Raw genomic sequence first — 19,867 nt, forward strand, 5'->3', positions numbered from 1 at the left:
CTTGGCCGACCCGAGCGGGGTCTGGTGCGTGCAGCTGCAAGGCGGAGGAGGGAGTCGACGCGGAGCGTCGGCGACCGACGACAACGCGGCAGATGTGCGTGCCAGGCCCCGCGACGCCGACATGATCCGGAAGACAGGCCCTAGGCGTCGGGGCGGTCACCGGACGGCGGGCACCAGTCCGAAGACGGGCGAGACCAGGCCGAGGACCTGGGTCGCCTCGTTCAGCCGGTTCAGCTCGTTGACCTTGCTCAGCTGCTTCAGCTGGGCGGAGGGCCGCGGGAGGGCGTCCTTGTGCTCGGCGGGCAGGTCGCTGACGGCGAGCGAGTCGAGCGCGCCGAGCGGGTTGAGCTTGCCGGACTTGGCCCCCGCCTCGGCCGCGTCGGCCATGGGTGCGGCCAGGCCCGTGATCCCGGCGGCGAGAGCAACGGCGGCGGCGATACGACGTGTTGAGATCATGCCCTCAGCAACGCGGGCCGCCGTCCGGCGGACACGGCCGGCCGGGCGCGCTCACCCGTCAGGCGGAGCGTACGCTGCGCTTGCCGCGGCCGACGGGGCGGAGGAGCCTCGTAGGAGAGGCCCTTCGCGGCCCGCCGCCATGCCGGGCCGCACCCCTTGCGAGGAGGTCACGATGGGCACTGCGGCCACCCCCACCTTCGACACCGAGACGTTGCGCCGGGGCATCGAGGGACACAACTCGGCGACCCTGTTGTCGCTCTACGCGGACGACGCGGAACTGCGCGTCGTCGACCGCAACACCCAGCCCAGCCACCCACGGGAGCTGCACGGACGGGACGAGATCGGCGAACTGCTGGACGACATCTACGGCCGGGACATGACGCACAAGCTGGAGGACTGCGTCATCCAGGGCGACCGCGCCGCCTTCAGCGAGTCCTGCGAGTACCCCGACGGGGTCCGGGTGCTCGCCGAGTCGATGATCACCCTGCGCGACGGCAAGATCGTCGAGCAGACCATGATTCAGGCCTGGGACGAATAGCCGGCCCGGCACAGCACCGCGCACGGCCTCGGTTACGCTGGTCCGGGGCCGTGACTGGCGCTGAGGTGGAGTACCACCGGGGAGCGGTCCACGAAGGAGTCGATGCCGCGCGCCTGGGCGATCCGGTCGATCGACCCAGGAGTGGATCATGTCTCAGGCCCGGCTCATGGACGGCACCGCGCTCGCCCGGCGCATCGTCGAGGAGACCGCGAAGCGCGCGGCCGACCTCACCGACCGCACGGGCACGGCCCCGTGTCTGGCGACGGTGCTGGTCGGCGAGGACCCGGCTTCCGTGACGTACGTCAAGATGAAGCAGAACCGCTGCCGGAAGGCCGGCATCGCCTCCCGGCACGTCGCCCTGCCCGCCACCACGACCACCGAGGAGCTGGTCGGCACACTGCGCGAGCTGTCCGCAGACCCCGGCGTGCACGGCATCCTGCTCCAGCACCCGGTGGGCGACCACATCGACGAGCGGGCCGCCTTCGAGGCGATCGCGCCGGAGAAGGACGTCGACGGCGTCACCTTCTCCTCCTTCGCCACGATGAGCTTCGGTCTGCCCGGCTTCGTCTCGTGCACGCCCGGCGGCATCATGCGGCTGCTGGACGAGTACGGCGTCGACCCGGCCGGGAAGCGGGCCGTGGTCGTGGGCCGCAGCGCCATCCTCGGCAAGCCGGCCGGGATGCTGCTGCTCGCCCGGGACGCGACGGTGACCTACTGCCACTCGCGCACCGCGGACCTGTCGGCGGCGGTGCGGGAGGCGGACATCGTGGTCGCCGCGGTCGGCCGGCCCCGGCTGATCCGCGGCCAGGACATCAAGCCGGGCGCGGTGGTGATCGACGCCGGATACAACCCGGGCAACGTGGGCGATGTCGACTTCGACTCGGCCGTCGAGCGCGCCTCGCTGATCACGCCGGTGCCGGGCGGGGTCGGCCCGATGACCATCGCCACGCTCCTGGAGCAGACGGTCGACGCGGCGCAGCGGCAGCTGGGGCTGTGACGGCGGGGAGGCCGGCGCCCGGCCGGGGCGCCGGCCTCCCGGTGATCGAGTGATGCCGCGCACACACGGACCGTGTCCGCGCGATCACGTGTTAGCGTCCCGGCCGTGACTCTCTCGGCTGCGGACACGATCGGCCTTCCTGAGGCCCCCGACCAGGCCCCCGACCAGGCCCTCGACCTGCTCGATCTCTTCGGCGACGACTTCGTCCGCGACCCGTATCCCTGGCTGGACACGCTGCGCGCCGAGGCGCCGGTGCACCACGACCCGCGGACCGGGCTGTGGCTGGTCAGCCGCCACGAGGACATACGCCGGGTCCTGCTCGACCCGGATGTCTTCCGCCCGGACAACGCCCAGCACGCCGTCACCCCGCTGCCGGTCGGCGTGCTGCGGGTGCTCGCCCGGGCGGGCTTCAACCTCCCGCCGGCGCTGGCCAACAACGGCACCGCCAGCCACCCCGGACTGCGCCGCGTCGTCACCCGGTTCTTCAACGCCCGGCGCGTGGCCGCCGCCGTACCGGTGATCGAGCGGATCGCCGACGAGCTGCTCGCCACGGCGGGGGAACGCATCGGCACCTCGGGCGACGGCGACCTGTTCACGTCCTTCGCCCAGATCCTGCCGTGCCGGGTGCTGATGGAGCTCCTCGGCATCGACGGCGTCTCCCCGGCCACGCTGGTCCGCTGGAGCGACGCCTCGCTGGAACTGTTCTGGGGCCGGCCCACTCCCGAGCGCCAGCTCGAACTCGCCCCGCTCGTCGCCGAGTTCCACCAGTGGCTGACCGAGACCGTGCGCGGCGGGACGGCCGCGCCCGGTTCGTTCGTCGCGGCCCTGGCCGACCACCGGCTGCCCGACGGCGAGCCGCTCGACGCGCAGACGGCGGTCGGCGCGTGCTTCTTCGTCTTCGTCGCCGGGCAGTCCACCACGGGCCAGCTGATCGCGACCGTGCTGCGCCGGGCCCTGGCCGAGGACGGACTGTGGTCCCGCCTCGCCGACGAGCCGGGCCTGGCGGAGGCGTGGGTCGAGGAGGTGCTGCGCCGCGAGCCGCCGGTGACGACCTGGCGCCGGGTCACCGCACGCCCGGTCGAGCTGGGCGGGGTCGAACTGCCCGAGGGCGCTCAGCTGCTGCTGATGCTCATGGGCAGCGGATCGGACCCGGAGGTCTTCACCGCTCCGGAGCGGATGTGCCCGCACCGGGCGAACGTACGGCAGCACCTGGCCTTCGGCGTCGGCCGGCACCGCTGTCCGGGCGCCTCCCTCGCGCGTACGGAGGCGGCGGTGGCGCTGCGGCAGGCAGCGCGTCGCCTGCCGCACGTACGGCCGGCGGCCGAGGACGCCCCGATGCTCGGCCTGCTGTCGTTCCGGGCGCCGCTGAGGGTGGCCGTGGAACAGCCGTAGCGCCGGCCGTCGCGGCGCGGTCAGGCGGTCGCCTCGGCCAGCAGGTCGACCTGGTCCGGCGTCGACGCGCAGGGCACGAAGACGAGTTCGTCGCAGCCCGCCTTGCCGAACCCGGCGGCGTACTCGCGGACCATGTCCGGGCCCACCGCCGCGCTCGCCGCGATCTGGGCCGCGAACTCGCCCATGAAGTCGTAGTAGTCGAGGAGATAGGTGTCCGCCTGCGCGCGGGCGTCGGGACCGAGCGAGAAGTAGGCCAGCGACAGTTTGCGCGGCGTGCCCGGACGCCCGGCCTCCTGCCAGGCGGCGTCCACGGCCGCGGCCTGCTCGGCGAACATCTCCGGCGTGCCGCCGCTCATGATCCAGCCGTCGCCCAGCCGCGCCACCCGCCGGAAGCTGCGCTCCGTGGAGCCGCCGAGGATCACCTCGGGTCCGCCGTCGCGCACCGGGCGCGGTCCGATCGGTCCGGCGTAGCCGCGGTCCTCGCCGGACCAGATGCGGCGCATCTCGGCGATCTGTTCGCCCAGCCGGCGCCCTCGGCCCCGCATCGGCACGCCGCTGGCGGTGTAGTCGTCGTCGCGGGCGCCCAGGCCGAGGCCCAGCACCAGGCGTCCTCCGGAGATCCGGTCGAGGGTGGCCGCCTGCTTGGCCAGCAGCGCGGCGTTGGTGCGCAGCGGTGCGAGCAGCACGGTGGTCGTCAGCCGGATCCTGCTGGTGACGACCGCGGCGGCGGTGAGGGCGATCAGTTCCTCGTATCCGGAGTACACCACGCGGCCGATCGTGCCGAGGGTGCTGAACCCGGCCTCTTCCGCCCGCCGGGCCCAGTCGACGAGCGTGTGCGGTTCGGTTCCCGGAACGGTGTTGGGCAAGCCGATGCCGATGTCCATCCATTGCCTCCGGTGGTGGGGAGCCCCTTGGTGGCAGCCATCCTCCGCCCCGGGCACACCGCGCACGCCGAAGGACACGGCAGGTTCGCCCTGGAGCGGCGGCTTCGGCGTCGTACTGGCCGATGCGCGGGCCGGCCGCGTTCGGTCCGACGGGGCGGTCTCACCCCCCGTCCTCCCCTGCCACGGGGCGCAGGATGCCCAGCAACTGCCGGACCAGTTCCGCCACCACCTCGTCCAGCGTGGCGTCCACCCAGCCGGCGCTCCAGTCGTGCAGCAGGCCGTTGACGCTGCCGATGAACGCGGTGGCGGGGAGCCGGTAGTCGCGGGGGGCGGCCTCGCCGCGGCGGACGGCGGCCTCGGCCTCCGCGCGGATGAGGTCGACCCAGCGGGCCCTGCGGGCCAGTCGCTGCTCCTCCAGGCGGGGGCTGACGCCGACGATCTCGACGAAGGTGATGCGGATGCGGCGCGGGTCGGCGGTGACGTTGGCGGCGTAGGCGTGGAAGATGGCGGCCACGCGGTCGGCCAGGGGCAGTCCGTCGGCCTCGGCCACGGCGGCGCGGACGGCCTGTTCGGCCCAGTCGTTGACCTGGAGGTGGAGGGCGGCGAGGACGTCCTCGAGGGTGCGGAACTCCTCGTAGAACTGCCGGGTGGACAGGCCCGCCGCCTCGCTCAGCGCGGCGACGGTCGTGGCCCGGTAGCCCGGCCGGTCGCCGAACAGCTGGAGTGCGGCGTCGAGGAAGCGCCGGCGCCGCTCGGCCTGCCGCTCCTCGGCGGACCGGCCGCCGTACCGCCCGGTGGGCGCTCTGAGCCTGCCTGCCACGTGCCTCCCCGTCCTCCGCGTCCTGCGCGCCGGCCAATTTTGTCGTGTACGCGGTCTTGTGGAGAAGGGCGCACGCTCCTTACTTTCCAGTAAGTCACTCTGAACGCCGTCATTTTCAGATTCTCCCCGCCACCCCCACTCCCAGGAGGGAGCAGTCATGCCTGCCCTCGGTCACGGAAGACGGCTCGCCGCCGTCGCCGCCGCCCTCGTGCTCGCCGTCACCGCACCCGCGACCGCCGCCCAGGCCGCCCCGGACTCCCCCACCGCCCTGCGGGAGGTGCTGTTCGTCGGCAACAACTGGGACGGCACCGCCGATGTCATCAAACCGAGCGGGGACTTCGCGCGGATCGGGCGGATCGATGTCATCCCCGACAAGGAACAGCGGATGGCGGAGATCAAGGCCGATCCCATCAAGTGGATCTACTTCATGGGCATCCGCAACAGCGTCGGCGAGGGGCACGACCAGTTCGTCGACGACATGTACGCCACCCCGGACGGCTCGGCGATGGTGGTCTCCCGGCCGAGCTTCGCCGACGTCGTCTCGATCGACCTGGCGAGCGGCGCGATCAACTGGCGGTTCCCGGTGTCGGGTTACCGCGCCGACCACATGGCGGTCTCCCCCGACGGCACCCGGGTCGCGGTCTCCGCGTCCACCTCCAACACCGTGCATGTGCTGGACATCGAGACGGGGAAGCAGGTCGGTTCGTTCGCCACCGGCGACAAGCCGCACGAGAACGTCTTCAGCCGGGACGGCAGGTACATCTGGAACATGTCCATCGGCGACGTGAACACCGCCCTGGACGCCCCCTGGCTGGACTGGACGAAGGGCGACCGGCGGATCACGGTCGTCGACGCGGCCACGTTCCGGCAGGTCAAGGTGATCGACATGCGCGAGCGTCTGGACGCGATCGGGCTCAAGGACTATTCGGACGCGGTCCGCCCGGCCGCGTTCAGCCCGGACGAGTCGAAGCTGTACTTCCAGGTGTCGTTCTTCAACGGCTTCTTCGAGTACGACGTCGCCACCGACCGGATCACCCGGACCAAGACCCTCCCGAAGAACCCCGCCACCAGCGAGGACCGTACGACCTGGGTCAACGACTCCCGCCACCACGGCATCACGATGAAGCCGGACGGCACCAAGCTGTGCGTCGCGGGCACCATGGACGACTACGCGACCGTCGTCGACCGTACGACGCTCCAGGAGGGCCCGCTGGTCCCCGTCGCCAAGCCCTACTGGGCGACTGTCAGCGGCGACGGGAAGTCCTGCGTGGTCTCGGAGAGCGGCGCCGACCGGGTGACCGCCATCGACTTCGCCACCGGCGAGAAGACGGCGTCGGTCCCGGTCGGCGACCACCCCCAGCGGGTACGGCTGGCCCGGGTGCCGGCCGACTGGACGGGGCCGTCGGCTAGCTGACCTCCCGCGCGGCCCACGCCGTCAGCTCGGCGCGGGCCGCCGCCAGCAGCTCCGCGGACGGCGCCGTCGCCCCGTTGGTCACCAGCGCGTGGTGGAGGGCTCCGGAGTCCCGCGCGGTGAGCAGCAGGCGGCGGCTGCCGGTGCCGCCGGGTTCGGCGGCCACGCCGACGGGGGCGGCGGGCGTGTACGCCGGTGGCGCGTACACCGTGCCCAGGTCGGAGACGACGGTGGTCGACGCGGTCGGGAAGGACGCCGGCAGGTGCAGTTCGGTGGGTGCCGGGCCGCCGTCGGAGCGCCACAGCAGCAGCGCGTACTGTCCGGTGCCGACCAGGCGGGCCACGTTCGGCAGCGAGGCCGGCACCGGGTTCCAGGTGAGGGTGGTGGAACCGTCGCGGGAGCGGTCCTCGTAGGTGAAGGCGACGGTCCTCCCCGCGGTGGCGGTCGGGTACACGCGGTCCAGGAGCCGGGCGTCCTGGCGGAGGGTCACCGCGCCGTGGTCGTCGAGCCGTACGGCGGACAGGTCCTCGTCGTTCCAGGCGTCACCGGCGGTGAGCACCTTGTCGGGGTTGCCGTTCATGAGTTCGCGATGGCGGCCGTTGTAGATGTCCCACTGCCACTGCGTGCCGGACAGGACCGGGCCGGAGGCCGCCGGGTCCGTCCACCAGCGCGACCCGGGCAGCCGGGAGTCCAGGGCCTGGTACATCGCCTTGAGGACGGTGGGCGCCTTGTCGGAGACGGCGCCGGACAGCGGGTGGCCGAACTCGCTGACGACACCGGGCGTCCCGGCCGCCGCCGCGCGGTCGCGGACGGTGCCGAAGTCGCCTGCGTACTGGCCGTCGGCCGCCTTGCCCCACATGAAGACGCCGGAGATCGCCTTCTGGTCGTAGAAGTGGGTGTTGAAGACATAGCGCGGGCCGAGCGGGCCCGCGTCCAGCAGGCCGCCCTCCTCCTTCTGGAAGTCGAGGTTGGCGTTCCAGAAGAGGTTCGGTTCGACGAAGGCGGGCTTGGCCTGCCAGCCGGCCGTGTCCATCCGGGCCCGGAACCGCTCGTAGAAGGGCCACAGCACGTCCCGTTCCCAGGTGCGGCTGGTCTGGCCGGGGTCGTAAACGCCCGCGTGCGGCTCGTTGTAGGGGTCGAAGCCGGCGATGCCCGCGAACTGCTCCGGGGTGAGGTGCTCCCGAATGTACGTCATCGTCTTCTCGGCGGTGGCGAGGAAGGCGTCCTGAACGCCGTACGCGTTGTGCCAGAAGTCGTAGGACGCCCGTTTCACCGCCTCGTTCTGGGTGATGTTCTGGCCCCAGAAGGGGCAGATGCCGCAGAACTCGTCGGGGTAGTTCCCGGCGTCCACCGCCCACTTGGGGGCGCCGTCGCCGGTGTACCAGCTGTCGGGGTCGAAGAGGTGGCGGGAGTGGAGGTCCTGGTGGAAGTCCGGGTAGACGCGGATGCCGGTGTCGAGGAAGGCGCCCATCTGGGCGGTGGCGGCGGCCAGGTACGCCGTGTCCACCTGACCGCGCACGGGCTCGGCGTGGGCCCAGGAGAGCAGAAAGCGGACGGTGTTGCCGCCGCCGAGGGCGCGCAGGGCGGTCGCGGACTTCCGCGCGTCGGCGACGGAGGCGAACGGCAGGCCGCCGTTCTCCTCCAGCTTGGTCTCGCCGGAGACGTTGTAGCCGCGCAGCACCACCTCGCGGCCGTGGGCGTCGGTGAAGCGGCCGTCCCGCACGGTGAGCGGGGAGCCGTCGAACCAGAGGGAGCCGGGAACGGCGGTGGCCGCGGCGGCGGGGCGGGCGCCCGCCGCCGGGGAACCGCACAGGAATCCACAGAGGACAACCAGAACAACGAGCAGACGCGCACGTTTATTCGGCATGTCCACCACAGTCCAGCGGATCTGATGCAGCGTCAACTACTTTGCCGACGAGTGATGTTGAGCAGATATTCCTTCCGGTTCAGCGGGTTGTGGTCGGTGCGCGGGCGCTCGGGCACCGGGGACCCGCGGTCGACGGGCGCGTAGTGGTCGAAGGCACTCTCCAGCTCGCCCTCGCCCCGGGTGAGCCCCGGCAACCGCTGTTCCAGCGCGTGCACCCGCGCCGCCGGTACCGCGCCGTCGAGGACGCAGCGGGTACCGCGTGTCTCGGTGGTCCGGGGCACCGCCCGCAGCGCGGACAGCACCGGCAGCAGCGCGCCCAGGGTGTCCGCCGGGGCCTGAAGCCGGAACCGGTGCATCGGCTCGTACACCCGCGTCCCGGCCCGGCGCAGCGCCTCGGTCAGCACCAGCGGGGTCAGGCCCCGGAAGTCGGCGCCGGTGCTGGACATGCTCTTGTCGAAGCCCTGGTGGGCGTGGCTCTGGCGGGGTGAGTAGCCGGAGTGGGTCATGGTGACCGTGCAGTCGGTGACCTGCCAGCCGTGCAGGCCCTGGGCCAGGGTCTCCCGCACGGTGTCCTCGACGGCCTTGAAGAAGGCGTACGGCATCGAGCCCAGCTCCACCTCCAGCCGGAACTCCGTGCCCGTGCCGGCCGGGGCAGGCTCGACGCGCAGCCCGACGGTGGCGAGGAACGGGTTGCCGTCCTTCTTGTTGAACTCGACCGCCGCGCCCGTACCGACCAGCCGCTCGACGCACAGCGGCGTCGTCTCGCGGAAGGTGACGTCCAGGCCGTACTCGTCGGCGAGGGTGGCCTGGACGACCTCCTTCTGGACCTCCCCGTAGAGGGACACCGAGGTCTCCTGGCGCACCTCGTCATGGCGCAGGCCGATCAGCGGGTCCTGCTCGGCGAGCTGGGTGAGCGCCAGATGCAGGGCGCGCCGGTCGGCCGGCCGCACCGGCTCGACGACGGTTTCCAGCGTCGGCGGGGCGAACAGGTGCCCGTCCGCCTTCCGGGGTACGCCGAGCCAGTCGCCGATCCTGATCTCGGCCAGGCCCCACAGCCGGGCGATCCGGCCCGCGGTGACCGCGTCCTGCCGGGTGTCCGTGCCGTCCTCGAAGACGTGCACGGCGGTCACCCGGCCCTCGCGGCCCTCCTCCCCGAAGGAGATCCGGTCGCGGGTCCGCAGGGTGCCGGAGAACAGGCGGGCGTACGCCACCTTCTCCCCCGCCGGGCCCCGCTCCACTTTGAAGACGGTGCCGGAGAGGGGCCCAGCGGGGTCGCCGTCGGCGGTGGGCAGCAGCCGCCGGATGCCGTCGATCAGCGCGTCGACGCCCGCCCCGGTGATCGCGGAGCCCGCGTACGCCGGATGGACCAGCCCCTGCCGGGTCTGCTCGGCGAGGGCCGTGCGCAGCAGGGTGTCCGGGACCGTGCCCTCGACCCAGGCGGCGAGCAGGTCGTCGTCGTGGTCGGCGAGGACGTCCAGCGCGGCGGGGACGGGGCCCGGGGTGAAGCGGGCGGCGGGTGTACCGAGGGCGGTGGCGGTGCCCATGGGGACGATGGCCGCGGAGAGCCGTTCGGCGGCGGCGCGCAGCACGTCCTCGTAGGCCGCGCCACGGCGGTCGATCTTGTTGACGAAGAGCAGGGTGGGAATGCGCAGCCGGCGCAGGGTCCGCATCAGCACCCGTGTCTGCGCCTGGACGCCCTCGACGGCGGAGACGACCAGGACGGCGCCGTCCAGCACGCCGAGCACCCGCTCCACCTCGGCGATGAAGTCCGGGTGACCGGGGGTGTCGATGAGGTTGACGGTCACGCCGTCGAGCGGGAACGAGACGACGGCGGACTTGATGGTGATGCCGCGCTGCCGCTCCAGCGCGAGGGTGTCGGTGCGGGTGCTGCCGGCGTCGACGCTGCCGATCTCGTCGATGACTCCGGCGCTGTGCAGCAGCCGTTCGGTCAGACTGGTCTTACCGGCGTCGACATGGGCGAGGATCCCGAGGTTGAGCACGTGCACGAAGCGTCATGTCCTTGGTGGTAGGGGCCGTTCCTTGCGGGATGGACATGGACGCAGCGCGCATGGATCGCTCCTCGTGGTGCGACGACGGGTCGGATGCAGTGCAGCAGAACGGCGTGCGGGGCGCCAACGGATTTACGGAGGGAGCGGAGCGTGCGGGACATCCTCCCGGTGCTGAGCGGCTGGTACGCGGCCGCGGAGCCGTTCGGTCTGGCCACCGTGGTCGCGGTCAGCCGCAGCGCGCCGCGCGACCCCGGCGCGGCGATGGCGGTGGGGCCGGGCGGCGAGGCCGTGGGGAGTGTGTCCGGGGGCTGTGTCGAGGGTGCGGTGTTCGAGCTGGCGCGGGAGGTGGTGGAGAGCGGCCGGGCGCGGCTGGAGACGTTCGGGTACAGCGACGCGGACGCCTTCGCGGTCGGCCTGACCTGCGGCGGTGAGATCACCGTGCTGGTACGGCCGGTCAGCCCCGCCCTGGACACGTCGTTCGGCGCGGTCGCCGCGTCGGTGGCCGAGGGGCGCCCGGTGGCCGTGGCGACGGTGACCGACGGTCCGGCGCCGCGCGGGGCGACGCTCGCTGTGTGGCAGGAGGAGGTGTCCGGCACGCTCGGCGCCGAAGGCCTGGACGCGGCGGTCACCGCCGACGCGCGCGGTGAACTCGCCCTCGGCGCCACCGCTCTGCGGCACTACGGGCCGCGCGGGGAGCGGCGGGCGGACGATGTGACGGTGTTCCTGCACTCCTTCGCGCCGCCGCCGAGGATGCTGGTGTTCGGGGCCATCGACTACGCGGCGGCCGTGGCCCGCATCGGCGACTTCCTCGGCTACCGGGTCACCGTCTGCGACGCCCGCCCGGTGTTCGCCACGCCGAAGCGCTTCCCGCCCGGTGTGGAGGTGGTCGTGGACTGGCCGGACCGCTATCTGCGAGGCACCGGCACGGACGCGCGCACGGTGATCTGCGTCCTCACCCACGACCCGAAGTTCGACGTACCCCTGCTGACGGAGGCGCTGCGCCGGCCCGCCGCGTACATCGGGGCGATGGGCAGCCGCCGCACCCACGACGAGCGGGCGCGGCGGCTGACCGAGGCCGGGATCCGTGCGGACGAACTGGCCCGGCTGCGCTCACCGATCGGGCTGGATCTCGGCGCGCGCACCCCCGAAGAGGTGGCCGTGGCGGTGGCGGCGGAGATCGTCGCGCTGCGCTGGGGCGGCAGCGGGGCACCGCTGACCGCCACGACGGGCGCGGTGCATCCGCCGCGGACCTGACCGGAGGCGGGTGCCCGCACAGGAGTCGGCGCGACCGGATTCAGCGCCGGGGCAGCCGGTGCAGGGTCACCTCCGTGAGGCGGCCGTCGGCGAGTGTGGCGGTCATGTACGTGCAGTGCGGCTGCCTGCGGCGGTCGGTGGGCGAGCCGGGGTTCAGCAGGCGCAGGCCCGAGGGCGCGGTGGTGTCCCAGGGGATGTGGCTGTGGCCGAAGACCAGCACGTCCAGGTCGGGGAAGCGGGCGGCGCAGCGCGCCTCACGGCCCTGGGCGGGGCCGGTCTCGTGGACGGCGCCGAAGCGCAGGCCGTCCAGTTCGGCGTAGGCCACCTCGGGGAGCCGGGCCCGCAGTTCGGGGCCGTCGTTGTTGCCGTGGACGCCGACGAGCCGACGGCAGCGGCGCTCGAGCAGATCGAGGGTGGCGGTGTCGACCCAGTCCCCGGCGTGGAACACGACATCGGCGTCCGGCAGCTCGTCGAGCAGCGGCCCGGGCAGTTCCCGGGCTCGCTTGGGGACGTGGGTGTCGGCCATCAGCAGCAGGCGCACGTCTTCAGCCTACGACGATCATGTGCGGGTCAGTCCTCACCCCTGACGATGTTCCAGTCGGCGGCCGAGCGCGACAGCCGCGGTCCGTCCGGGTCCTCGACGGGCGGCAGGCAGGTGCGCAGGGCCGGTTTCTCCCGCAGTCGACGGGCTCTCGACCAGCCCGTCTCGGGGCGTCGGGCGACGGGTTTGTCACTGGTGGAGGTGGTCACGACCTACCCCTTTCGTCACTTTCGCTGACTACTCCCTCCGGGTCCCCTGCTCTCATCTGGACAAACACCAAAGTCGCTCAGATGATGCCGGGTGCGCTCAGGTGGCACCGGGCCCGCCGCCGCCGAAGGAGCCGCTGGAGCCGCGGTTCCAGCGCGGACGCCGCTGGTCGTCGCTGGGGGTGCCGCCGGTGGGTCGGAGTTCGTGCGGGGTGAGCCGTTCCCCGTCACCCATCTCGTGCGGGGCGCGCTGCTCCCGGGTCTCGTGGACCGGCCCGGACTCGGGCAGCGTCGGGTGCTTGCCGCGCCGCGGTCGGCGGGCCTCGCTGCGGCGCACCCGGATGCCGTACTGGACGGCCCAGATCAGCGCGCCGGTGATGAGGACGCCCCCGACGACGATGGCGATCATGCCCAGCATGGACGTGGACGCGGCTGCTGCGTAGGCGGTGGTGTTCATGAGCGCCGGGTACCCGCTGCCGCCAGGTGAATGGCGGCTTCCCGGCGGGCGTGGCGCGAACCCGGTGCCGGGTGGCGGCGGTAGCGTCACGGCGGTCCGGAAGGGTGGGCTCCGGACGAGGGGAGGACTCCGGCGGAGAGGGCGGGGACGCGAGGAGGACGATGACGGAGCTGTCGGAGCTGCCGCAGGGCACCGAGGCCGCCGGGCGGCGCGGCCCGGCCGGGGCCTCGCTCGGCAACGCGCTGCTGCGCTGGGCGACGACCACCGATCACAAGGTGATCGGCCGGCTGTACATGGTCACCGCCTTCTGCTTCTTCCTCTTCGCCGGGCTGCTGGCCCTGGCCATGCGGGCCGAACTCGCCCGTCCGGGGCTGCAGTTCGTGCACGAGCACACCTACAACCAGCTCTTCACGATCCACGGCACGATCATGATGCTGCTGTTCGCGACACCGATGTTCGCCGGGTTCGCGAACGCGGTGATGCCGTTGCAGATCGGCTCCCCGGATGTGGCGTTCCCACGGCTGAACGCGCTGTCGTACTGGCTGTATCTGTTCGGCGGGCTGATGGTGGTCGCCGGATTCCTGGTGCCGGGCGGGGCGGCGCCGTTCGGGTGGTTCGCGTACGCGCCGATGAACAACGCCCGCTTCTCGCCCGGGGCGGGTCCCGACCTGTGGGTGATGGGCCAGGTGGTGACCGGGGTGTCGACGACGCTGGGGGCGGTGAACTTCATCGCCACGATCATGTGTCTGCGGGCCCCCGGCCTGACCATGTTCCGGATGCCGCTGTTCACCTGGAACGTGCTGTTCACATCGATCCTGGTCCTGCCCTCCTTCCCCGTGCTCACGGCCGCGCTGCTGGTGCTGGAGTCGGACCGGAAGTTCGGCTCGCACATCTACGACGCGGCGAGCGGCGGCGCGCTGCTGTGGCAGCACCTGTTCTGGTTCTTCGGGCATCCCGAGGTGTACATCGTGGCGCTGCCGTTCTTCGGGATCATCTCGGAGATCGTGCCGGTGTTCTCCCGCAAGCCGCTGTGGGGCTATCCGTCGCTGATCGGCGCGACCATCGTGATCACCATGCTGTCCGCGGTGGTGTGGGCGCACCACATGTTCGCCACCGGTGCGGTGCTGCTGCCGTTCTTCTCGCTGATGTCGTTCCTGATCGCGGTGCCGACCGGGATCAAGTTCTTCGCCTGGATCGGCACCATGGTCCGCGGGTCGGTGTCCTTCGAGACGCCGATGCTGTGGGCGCTGGGCTTCATGGTGACGTTCCTGCTCGGCGGGCTGAGCGGGGTGCTCATCGCCTCCCCGCCGCTCGACTTCCATCTCACGGACTCGTACTTCATCGTGGCGCATCTGCACTACGTGCTGTTCGGCACGGTCGTGTTCGCGATGTTCGCCGGGTTCTACTTCTGGTGGCCGAAGTTCACCGGGAAGCTGCTGGACGAGCGGCTGGGCAGGCTGCACTTCTGGCTGCTGTTCCCGGGCTTCCAGCTGACCTTCCTGGTGCAGCACTGGCTCGGCGAGGAGGGGATGCCGCGCCGGTACGCCGACTATCTGCCCGCCGACGGCTTCACCGCGCTCAACACCCTGTCCACGGCGGGCTCGTTCCTGCTGGGGGTCTCCACCCTGCCGTTCCTGTACAACGTCTGGCGGACCGCCCGGTACGGCGTGCGGGTCGAGGTCGACGACCCGTGGGGGTACGGCCGCTCCCTGGAGTGGGCGACCGCGTGCCCGCCGCCCCGGCACAACTTCACCGCGTTGCCCCGGGTGCGTTCGGAGTCGCCGGCGTTCGACCTGCGCCATCCCGAGATCGGCCGGCGGACCCCGGAGGGCGCGCAGTGAAGACCGAGTCGCTGCTGTTCGGGGTGGTCGCGCTGTTCTTCGCGGGCAGCGCCGGGCTCTACGGCTGGTGGTCGGAGGAGCCCGCCGGGACCGCGGTGCTGGTGATCGCGTTTCTGATGGCGGGGGTGGTGTCCTTCTTCGGGGCGGTCCAGTACCGGCGCAAGGGGCGCCGCCCGCAGGACCGGCGGGACGCGGAGGTCGCCGAGAACGCCGGCCCGCTGGAGTTCTTCCCACCGGAGAGCGGGTGGCCGATCGTCACGGCGGCGGGGTTCGCGGTGGCCGCCGTGGGGGTGGTGTTCGGGCTGTGGCTGTTCCTCATCGGCCTGGGGGTGCTGACCCACGGTGTTCTTGGTCTGGTGTTCCAGTACGCGCGTCGGGGCGCCGATCGGGAGGAGTGAGCGCCCTGGGCGCACCGGGCCGGAAGCTCCGCACCGGGCGGTGTTCGCTCTCGTACCCCCCGGTCACCGACTGCCGCACCTCGCCGGTCTCCTCGCCCTCCCGCAGCCGCTGCAGCTCGGCCCGGGTCAGGGCGTGGCACAGCCACCGGGTGACCCAGAAGGCGAGGACCGGGGCGACGACCAGGGCGACGCGCAGCACCCAGGTGAGGGCCTCCACCGAGATCCGGAAGCTGAACGCGATGATGTCGTTGCCGCCGGCCAGCAGCAGGACGCCGTAGAAGGTGATCCCGGCGACGCCGAGCGCGGTGCGCACGGGCCGGTCGCGGGGCCGGTCGCACAGGTGCTGTTCGCGCTCCCACTCCCCCGTCAGGCGCTGTTCCACGAACGGGTACAGGTACAGCACCAGGAACAGCAGCCCGGGCAGGACGACCGCCGGGAGCAGCACGTTCCACATCAGCGTGTGCCCGGCGAGGCTGGTCTCCCAGGGCGGTACGAGCCGGAGCGCGCCCTCCAGGAAGCCGACGTACCAGTCGGGCTGGGAGCCGATCGACACCAGGTCGGGGCGGTAGGGGCCGTAGGTCCACACCGGGTTGACCTGGGCGACGCCACCGAGCAGCACGAGGACGCCGAAGACGGCGATGGACAGCCCGCCGGAGGTGGCTGTGAACTGCGGGAAGAACGGCTTGCCGACGACGTTGCGGCGGGTGTGGCCGGGCTGGCGCCACTGGGTGTGCTTGAGGTGGAACACCAGGATCAGATGCAGGGTGACCAGGGCGATCAGGGCGCCGGGCAGCAGCAGGACGTGCAGCACGTAGAGCCGGGTGACGATGTCCTCGCCGGGGAACTCGGCGCCGAACGCGAACAGGCTGAGGTAGGTGCCGACGACCGGGATGGACAGCAGGATGCCCTGCGCGATGCGCATCCCGGTGCCGGAGAGCAGGTCGTCGGGGAGCGAGTAGCCGGCGAAGCCCTCGGCGAGGGCGAGCACGAACAGGGTGACGCCGATGACCCAGTTCAGCTCCCGGGGGCGGCGGAACGCGCCGGTGAAGAAGATCCGCAGCAGATGCAGGCCGATCGCGGCGAGGAAGACCAGGGCCGCCCAGTGGTGCGTCTGCCGCAGCAGCAGTCCGCCGCGCACGTCGAAGCTGATGGTGAGCGTGGAGTCGAACGCCGAGGACATCAACTGGCCGCGCAGCGGGCCGTACGCGCCGTCGTAGACCACCTCGGTCATGTCCGGCTTGAAGAACAGCGTCAGCCATACGCCGGTCAGGACCAGGACGATCAGGCTGTACAGGGCGATCTCGCCGAGCAGGAACGCCCAGTGGTCGGGGAACGCCTTGCGCAGCAGGGTTCCGCCCTCGTAGGCGGGCAGCCGGGCGTCGACGGCGCCGGCGAGACGGGCCGCGCGCCCGTCCGTGAGGTGTTCCCGGCCCGCTGCGCGTCCGCCGCCCCGTTTCACGTCTGCCCGCCTCCTCGCACCCGACCCACCGGCGCGCCGGCACGTCCGGGTGCCGCGCCGACGTGCTGGTATTCCCGCGCGGGGGCGCTGCCGAGCCGGTGAACGCCGGGATCCACCCGGCCGTGGCCCGGACGGCACCCGTTCGGGGGTGCGGGGCGGGCGCCGGCCTACCTGTTCGGACGGGCCGCGCTGATGTCGCCGAGGGCCGAATCCGGGTCGCGTTCGATGGCCAGGTCGGCCAGGGAGACGATGCCGACCGGGTGGCCGTGGTCGACGACCGGGACGCGGCGTACCGCGTGCTCGCGCATCAGCTGGACGGCGTGGTCCAGGTCCTCGTCGGGCGTCAGCGTGAACAGGTCCTCGCTGAGCGCCCCGGCGACCGTGGTCTGCTCCGGGTCGCCGCCCTCGCAGACCGACCGGACGATCAGGTCGCGGTCGGTGACCAGGCCGCGCAGGGTGTCGCCCTCGGTGACCAGGACGGCGCCGATGTCCTCGTCGCGCATGATCCGGGCGACCTCGGCGACGGAGGTGAGCGGTTCCACGGTCACCGGGTCGGCGGTCATGATGTCGCGGACGTGCTGGGTCATGGCGTACTCCTTCTCCGCCTTCTCCTCGTCTGTCGCCGCTCCGGGTACCCGGGTCACGGCTCCAGCACGATCTCGCTCCACACCTGTTTGCCGCCGCTGACCGGCACCGTGCCCCAGGCCGCCGACATGGCCTCGACGAGGAGCAGACCGCGGCCGCCGGTGGCCTCCCAGCCGATGCTCGTGGGTTTGACGGGACTACGGGGCGAGGTGTCGGCGACGGCGACCCGCAGCCGGCTGCCGACGAGAGTGAGGTCGAGGCGGACCGGGCCCTCCGTGTGCACGAGCGCGTTGGTGACGAGTTCGGAGACGATCAGGAGGACGGCGTCGGCGTACTGCGCGACGCCCCAGGCCCGCAGGGTGCGGCTGGTGAAGCGGCGGGCGTGCCGGACGGCCTCGGGGAGGCGCCAGACCGTCCAGCTCTCCCGGCGGGGGCGCACGGCCATACCGTCGTAGCGCATCAGCAGCAGGGCGATGTCGTCGCTGCGCCGGGCGCCGGTGAGCAGGACGTCGGCGACCAGGCCGAGGTGGGCGGGGTCGGAACGGGCGAGCTGGTGGGCGAGGCGGTCCATGCCCTCGTCGATGTCAATGTCCGCGGACTCCACCAGGCCGTCGGTGGTGAGGGTGACCACGGTGCCGGGCGTCAGGCGCAGCTGGGTCATGGGGAAGTCGGCCTGGGTGACCACGCCGAGCGGCGGGCCGCCCTCCGCCTCGACGACCTGGGTGGAGCCGTCGGGATGGCGCAGCACCGGGGGCAGGTGGCCGGCGCGGACGCACCAGGCGGTGCCCTCCTCCATGTCCACGTCGACATAGGCGCAGGTGGCGAAGAGGTCGGTCTCCATGTCGACGAGGAGCCGGTTGGCGTGCGAGACGACCACGTCGGGCGGGTGGCCCTCGACGGCGTAGGCACGCAGCGCGGTGCGCATCTGACCCATCAGGGTGGCGGCGGCGGCGCTGTGGCCCTGCACGTCGCCGATGATCAGGGCCACGTGGTGGTCGGGCAGCGGGATGACGTCGTACCAGTCGCCGCCGACCTCGAGACCGGCGGTGGCCGGCAGATAGCGGGCGACGGCGACCGCGCCGGGCAGTGCGGGCAGCCGGCGCGGCAGCAGCTGGCGCTGGAGCATGCCGACGAGTTCGTGCTCGGCGTCGAAGGCGCGGGCGCGCATCAGCGCCTGTCCCGCGAGGCCCGCAGAGGCGGTGAGCAGGGCGCGCTCGTCGTGGCCGAAGTCGTGCGGGCTGTCCCAGCCGATCAGACAGGCGCCGGCCATCCGGCCGGCGGCGGGCAGCGGCAGCACGGCGAGGCCGCCGGGTCCGACGTCGGCGAGGGCCGGTTCCAGCGGGGTGCCGGCGGGCCAGATCTGGGCGCGGCCCTCGCGCAGGGCGGCGGCGAGGGTGGGCATGGCGCGTACGGGTGCGTCGGGCCACTCGGTGCGCCACTCCAGCCGCCACAGCTCGGGCCAGGCCTCGGGTTCGGGCGGGTCGAGGACGGTGACGACGAGCCGGTCGTGTTCCAGTTCGGCCAGGGCGATCCGGTCGGCGCGCAGCGGCCGGCGCAGGGCGGCGACCACGGCCTGGCTGACGTCGCGGACGGTGCCGGCGGTGGCGAGAGCGGCGGCCAGGCGCTGGACGCGGGCGACGTCGGTGACGTCGGAGCGCAGCCCGGCGGCGTCGACGACGGTGCCGGCGAGCAGCGCGGGCTGTCCCTCGCCGCCCGGCAGGAAACGGCCGCGCAGCCGCAGCCAGCGGGGCGGTCCGGTGGGCCGGCGCACCCGGAACTCCAGCTCGCGCTCGCCGATGGACATGTGGTCGGCCTCCACCACGGACATCAGCGAGGGCAGGTCCTCGGGGACGGTGAGGCCGAGCAGGGTCTCCACCCTGCCGTCGAAGTCGTCCCGGGTGAGGCCGAACAGGTGGAGCAGCTCGTCGCCGACCTCCGCCCGGCCGGTGTCCATGGCGAGGGTGAACGCGTTCGGCGGGAGTTCGCCGCCCTCGGCGCGGGTGGGCGGGACCGGGCAGGAGACGGCGTCGGCGATCAGTTCCAGACACTTGCGCTGCTCGGTGTCGAAGCCGTGCGGGTCCTCGCTGACCGCGAGCAGGCAGCCGCCGTCGGCCTGCCGGTGGGCGGGCAGCGCGGCCAGGTGGAACTCCGGTCCCGGGGTGCGCCGGCTCTCGGAGCGGGCGGCCAGCTCGGCGGGCGCCAGCCAGACCGGCCGCCGGTCGCGGTGGGCGTCGGCCGCCGGGGAACGCCCGGCGAGCGGATAGCTGTCGCGCAGTCCGTACAGCGTCCTGGGCACGCCCGCCGACTCGATCAGGCGCAGCAGCTCGCCGTCGTCGTCCGGGGTGTACACGGCGGCGAACGTCGCCCTCGCGAAGACGAGCGCCTGTTCGAGCACACGGTGCAGCCGCTCGGGTGCGGTGTGGTCCTCCATGAGCGCGCGCAGGGCGATTTCGGCACGCGGCGTCGCCGTTCCGCGTCCCGCAGCACCCTCACTGACCACGTCCGTATTACAGCGCTAATGAACGTCCCGCGCAGCCCCCGGGAACTTTCGTGGGGCCGCACGGCCCCCGCTCAGGGGGCACGGGGGGGCGTGCTCGCCCTCGCTCAGGGGGCACGGGGGCCGTCCTCGCCCCCGCTCAAGGAGCGTGGAGGCGGGTCCGTCCTCGCCCCCGCTCAAGGGGCGCGGGGGCCGTCCTCGCTCCCGCTCGGGGCGCTCGGGCGCCGTCCTCGCCGTGCGGCGTGCGCCGGGACG

The 19,867-nt window shown here is 72.7% G+C and carries 18 protein-coding genes and 1 riboswitch; of the genes, 7 read left to right on the plus strand and 11 right to left on the minus strand.

What is annotated here, in order from left to right; translation table 11 throughout:
* Positions 1-156 precede the first annotated feature (156 nt).
* The gene (locus tag ACZ42A_RS35395) at positions 157-456 is read right to left on the minus strand and encodes a hypothetical protein (protein ID WP_468531442.1); all 300 of its coding nucleotides are present in this window, start codon (positions 454-456) and stop codon (positions 157-159) included.
* Positions 457-628: 172 nt separating this feature from the next.
* Here ACZ42A_RS35395 and ACZ42A_RS35400 point away from each other — a divergent pair, with 172 nt between their 5' ends.
* The 3 genes from ACZ42A_RS35400 to ACZ42A_RS35410 all read left to right on the plus strand — a co-directional run bounded on the left by ACZ42A_RS35400 (position 629) and on the right by ACZ42A_RS35410 (position 3,383).
* On the plus strand, positions 629-994 hold the full coding sequence (locus ACZ42A_RS35400) for a nuclear transport factor 2 family protein (protein ID WP_468531443.1): 366 nt from the start codon (positions 629-631) through the stop codon (positions 992-994).
* A gap of 40 nt (positions 995-1,034) precedes the next feature.
* Positions 1,035-1,120: riboswitch (ZMP/ZTP riboswitch) on the plus strand.
* Between the two features lie 22 nt (positions 1,121-1,142).
* Complete coding sequence (locus tag ACZ42A_RS35405; protein ID WP_468531444.1) at positions 1,143-1,991, plus strand: bifunctional 5,10-methylenetetrahydrofolate dehydrogenase/5,10-methenyltetrahydrofolate cyclohydrolase; 849 nt, start codon at positions 1,143-1,145, stop codon at positions 1,989-1,991.
* A 105-nt stretch (positions 1,992-2,096) separates the two neighbouring features.
* Positions 2,097-3,383, plus strand: coding sequence for a cytochrome P450 (locus ACZ42A_RS35410; RefSeq protein WP_468531445.1), 1,287 nt, complete (start codon positions 2,097-2,099; stop codon positions 3,381-3,383).
* A gap of 20 nt (positions 3,384-3,403) precedes the next feature.
* Here ACZ42A_RS35410 and ACZ42A_RS35415 read toward each other — a convergent pair whose 3' ends face one another.
* Complete coding sequence (locus tag ACZ42A_RS35415; protein ID WP_468531446.1) at positions 3,404-4,267, minus strand: LLM class flavin-dependent oxidoreductase; 864 nt, start codon at positions 4,265-4,267, stop codon at positions 3,404-3,406.
* Between the two features lie 160 nt (positions 4,268-4,427).
* Positions 4,428-5,087, minus strand: coding sequence for a TetR/AcrR family transcriptional regulator (locus ACZ42A_RS35420; protein WP_468531447.1), 660 nt, complete (start codon positions 5,085-5,087; stop codon positions 4,428-4,430).
* A 157-nt stretch (positions 5,088-5,244) separates the two neighbouring features.
* Between ACZ42A_RS35420 and ACZ42A_RS35425 the strand changes: the two genes are divergently transcribed.
* Positions 5,245-6,501 (plus strand): YncE family protein, encoded by a 1,257-nt coding sequence (locus ACZ42A_RS35425; RefSeq protein ID WP_468531448.1) that lies wholly within the window; start codon positions 5,245-5,247, stop codon positions 6,499-6,501.
* On the opposite strand, the gene ACZ42A_RS35430 is transcribed toward ACZ42A_RS35425, so the two are convergent.
* Both ACZ42A_RS35430 and ACZ42A_RS35435 read right to left on the minus strand, forming a co-directional pair.
* Positions 6,494-8,365, minus strand: a complete 1,872-nt coding sequence (locus ACZ42A_RS35430) for a glycoside hydrolase family 5 protein (RefSeq protein ID WP_468531449.1) — start codon at positions 8,363-8,365, stop codon at positions 6,494-6,496. The two genes, ACZ42A_RS35425 and ACZ42A_RS35430, sit on opposite strands and share 8 nt — an antisense overlap.
* A 32-nt stretch (positions 8,366-8,397) precedes the next feature.
* Positions 8,398-10,371: a GTP-binding protein gene (locus ACZ42A_RS35435; RefSeq protein WP_468531450.1), complete on the minus strand. Its 1,974-nt coding sequence runs from the start codon at positions 10,369-10,371 to the stop codon at positions 8,398-8,400.
* A gap of 153 nt (positions 10,372-10,524) precedes the next feature.
* Here ACZ42A_RS35435 and ACZ42A_RS35440 point away from each other — a divergent pair, with 153 nt between their 5' ends.
* On the plus strand, positions 10,525-11,628 hold the full coding sequence (locus ACZ42A_RS35440; RefSeq protein WP_468531451.1) for an XdhC family protein: 1,104 nt from the start codon (positions 10,525-10,527) through the stop codon (positions 11,626-11,628).
* A gap of 40 nt (positions 11,629-11,668) precedes the next feature.
* Here the strand turns inward: ACZ42A_RS35440 and ACZ42A_RS35445 are convergent, their stop codons facing one another.
* The 3 genes from ACZ42A_RS35445 to ACZ42A_RS35455 form a co-directional block, all read right to left on the minus strand.
* Positions 11,669-12,169 carry a metallophosphoesterase family protein gene (locus ACZ42A_RS35445; protein ID WP_468531452.1) on the minus strand — a complete coding sequence of 167 codons (501 nt, stop codon included), beginning with the start codon at positions 12,167-12,169 and terminating at the stop codon, positions 11,669-11,671.
* A 29-nt stretch (positions 12,170-12,198) separates the two neighbouring features.
* Positions 12,199-12,378 carry a hypothetical protein gene (locus ACZ42A_RS35450; RefSeq protein WP_468531453.1) on the minus strand — a complete coding sequence of 60 codons (180 nt, stop codon included), beginning with the start codon at positions 12,376-12,378 and terminating at the stop codon, positions 12,199-12,201.
* A 97-nt stretch (positions 12,379-12,475) separates the two neighbouring features.
* Positions 12,476-12,832, minus strand: a complete 357-nt coding sequence (locus ACZ42A_RS35455) for a DUF6479 family protein (protein WP_468531454.1) — start codon at positions 12,830-12,832, stop codon at positions 12,476-12,478.
* Between the two features lie 161 nt (positions 12,833-12,993).
* Here ACZ42A_RS35455 and ctaD point away from each other — a divergent pair, with 161 nt between their 5' ends.
* Together ctaD and ctaF are read left to right on the plus strand one after the other, a co-directional pair.
* Positions 12,994-14,673, plus strand: a complete 1,680-nt coding sequence (gene ctaD / locus ACZ42A_RS35460; protein ID WP_468531455.1) for an aa3-type cytochrome oxidase subunit I — start codon at positions 12,994-12,996, stop codon at positions 14,671-14,673.
* Positions 14,670-15,071: an aa3-type cytochrome oxidase subunit IV gene (ctaF, locus tag ACZ42A_RS35465; protein WP_468531456.1), complete on the plus strand. Its 402-nt coding sequence runs from the start codon at positions 14,670-14,672 to the stop codon at positions 15,069-15,071. The genes ctaD and ctaF overlap by 4 nt, the downstream gene beginning before the upstream one ends.
* Here the strand turns inward: ctaF and qcrB are convergent.
* From qcrB to ACZ42A_RS35480, 3 genes are all read right to left on the minus strand, one after another.
* The gene (qcrB, locus tag ACZ42A_RS35470) at positions 14,989-16,530 is read right to left on the minus strand and encodes a cytochrome bc1 complex cytochrome b subunit (protein ID WP_468531457.1); all 1,542 of its coding nucleotides are present in this window, start codon (positions 16,528-16,530) and stop codon (positions 14,989-14,991) included. The genes ctaF and qcrB overlap by 83 nt on opposite strands.
* A 167-nt stretch (positions 16,531-16,697) precedes the next feature.
* The gene (locus ACZ42A_RS35475) at positions 16,698-17,117 is read right to left on the minus strand and encodes a CBS domain-containing protein (protein ID WP_468531458.1); all 420 of its coding nucleotides are present in this window, start codon (positions 17,115-17,117) and stop codon (positions 16,698-16,700) included.
* A 53-nt stretch (positions 17,118-17,170) separates the two neighbouring features.
* Positions 17,171-19,615 (minus strand): SpoIIE family protein phosphatase, encoded by a 2,445-nt coding sequence (locus ACZ42A_RS35480; protein WP_468531459.1) that lies wholly within the window; start codon positions 19,613-19,615, stop codon positions 17,171-17,173.
* Between the last annotated feature and the right edge of the window lie 252 nt (positions 19,616-19,867).

It is taken from the genome of Streptomyces sp. NPDC030838 (assembly GCF_055572035.1).

Coding starts and splice junctions, on each gene's coding strand:
- ACZ42A_RS35395 (WP_468531442.1), bottom strand. CDS start 456: ATGATCTCAACACGTCGTATCGCCGCCGCCGTTGCTCTCGCCGCCGGG.
- ACZ42A_RS35425 (WP_468531448.1), top strand. CDS start 5,245: ATGCCTGCCCTCGGTCACGGAAGACGGCTCGCCGCCGTCGCCGCCGCC.
- ctaD (WP_468531455.1), top strand. CDS start 12,994: ATGACGGAGCTGTCGGAGCTGCCGCAGGGCACCGAGGCCGCCGGGCGG.
- ACZ42A_RS35455 (WP_468531454.1), bottom strand. CDS start 12,832: ATGAACACCACCGCCTACGCAGCAGCCGCGTCCACGTCCATGCTGGGC.
- ACZ42A_RS35405 (WP_468531444.1), top strand. CDS start 1,143: ATGTCTCAGGCCCGGCTCATGGACGGCACCGCGCTCGCCCGGCGCATC.
- ACZ42A_RS35430 (WP_468531449.1), bottom strand. CDS start 8,365: ATGCCGAATAAACGTGCGCGTCTGCTCGTTGTTCTGGTTGTCCTCTGT.
- ACZ42A_RS35415 (WP_468531446.1), bottom strand. CDS start 4,267: ATGGACATCGGCATCGGCTTGCCCAACACCGTTCCGGGAACCGAACCG.
- ACZ42A_RS35400 (WP_468531443.1), top strand. CDS start 629: ATGGGCACTGCGGCCACCCCCACCTTCGACACCGAGACGTTGCGCCGG.
- ACZ42A_RS35475 (WP_468531458.1), bottom strand. CDS start 17,117: ATGACCCAGCACGTCCGCGACATCATGACCGCCGACCCGGTGACCGTG.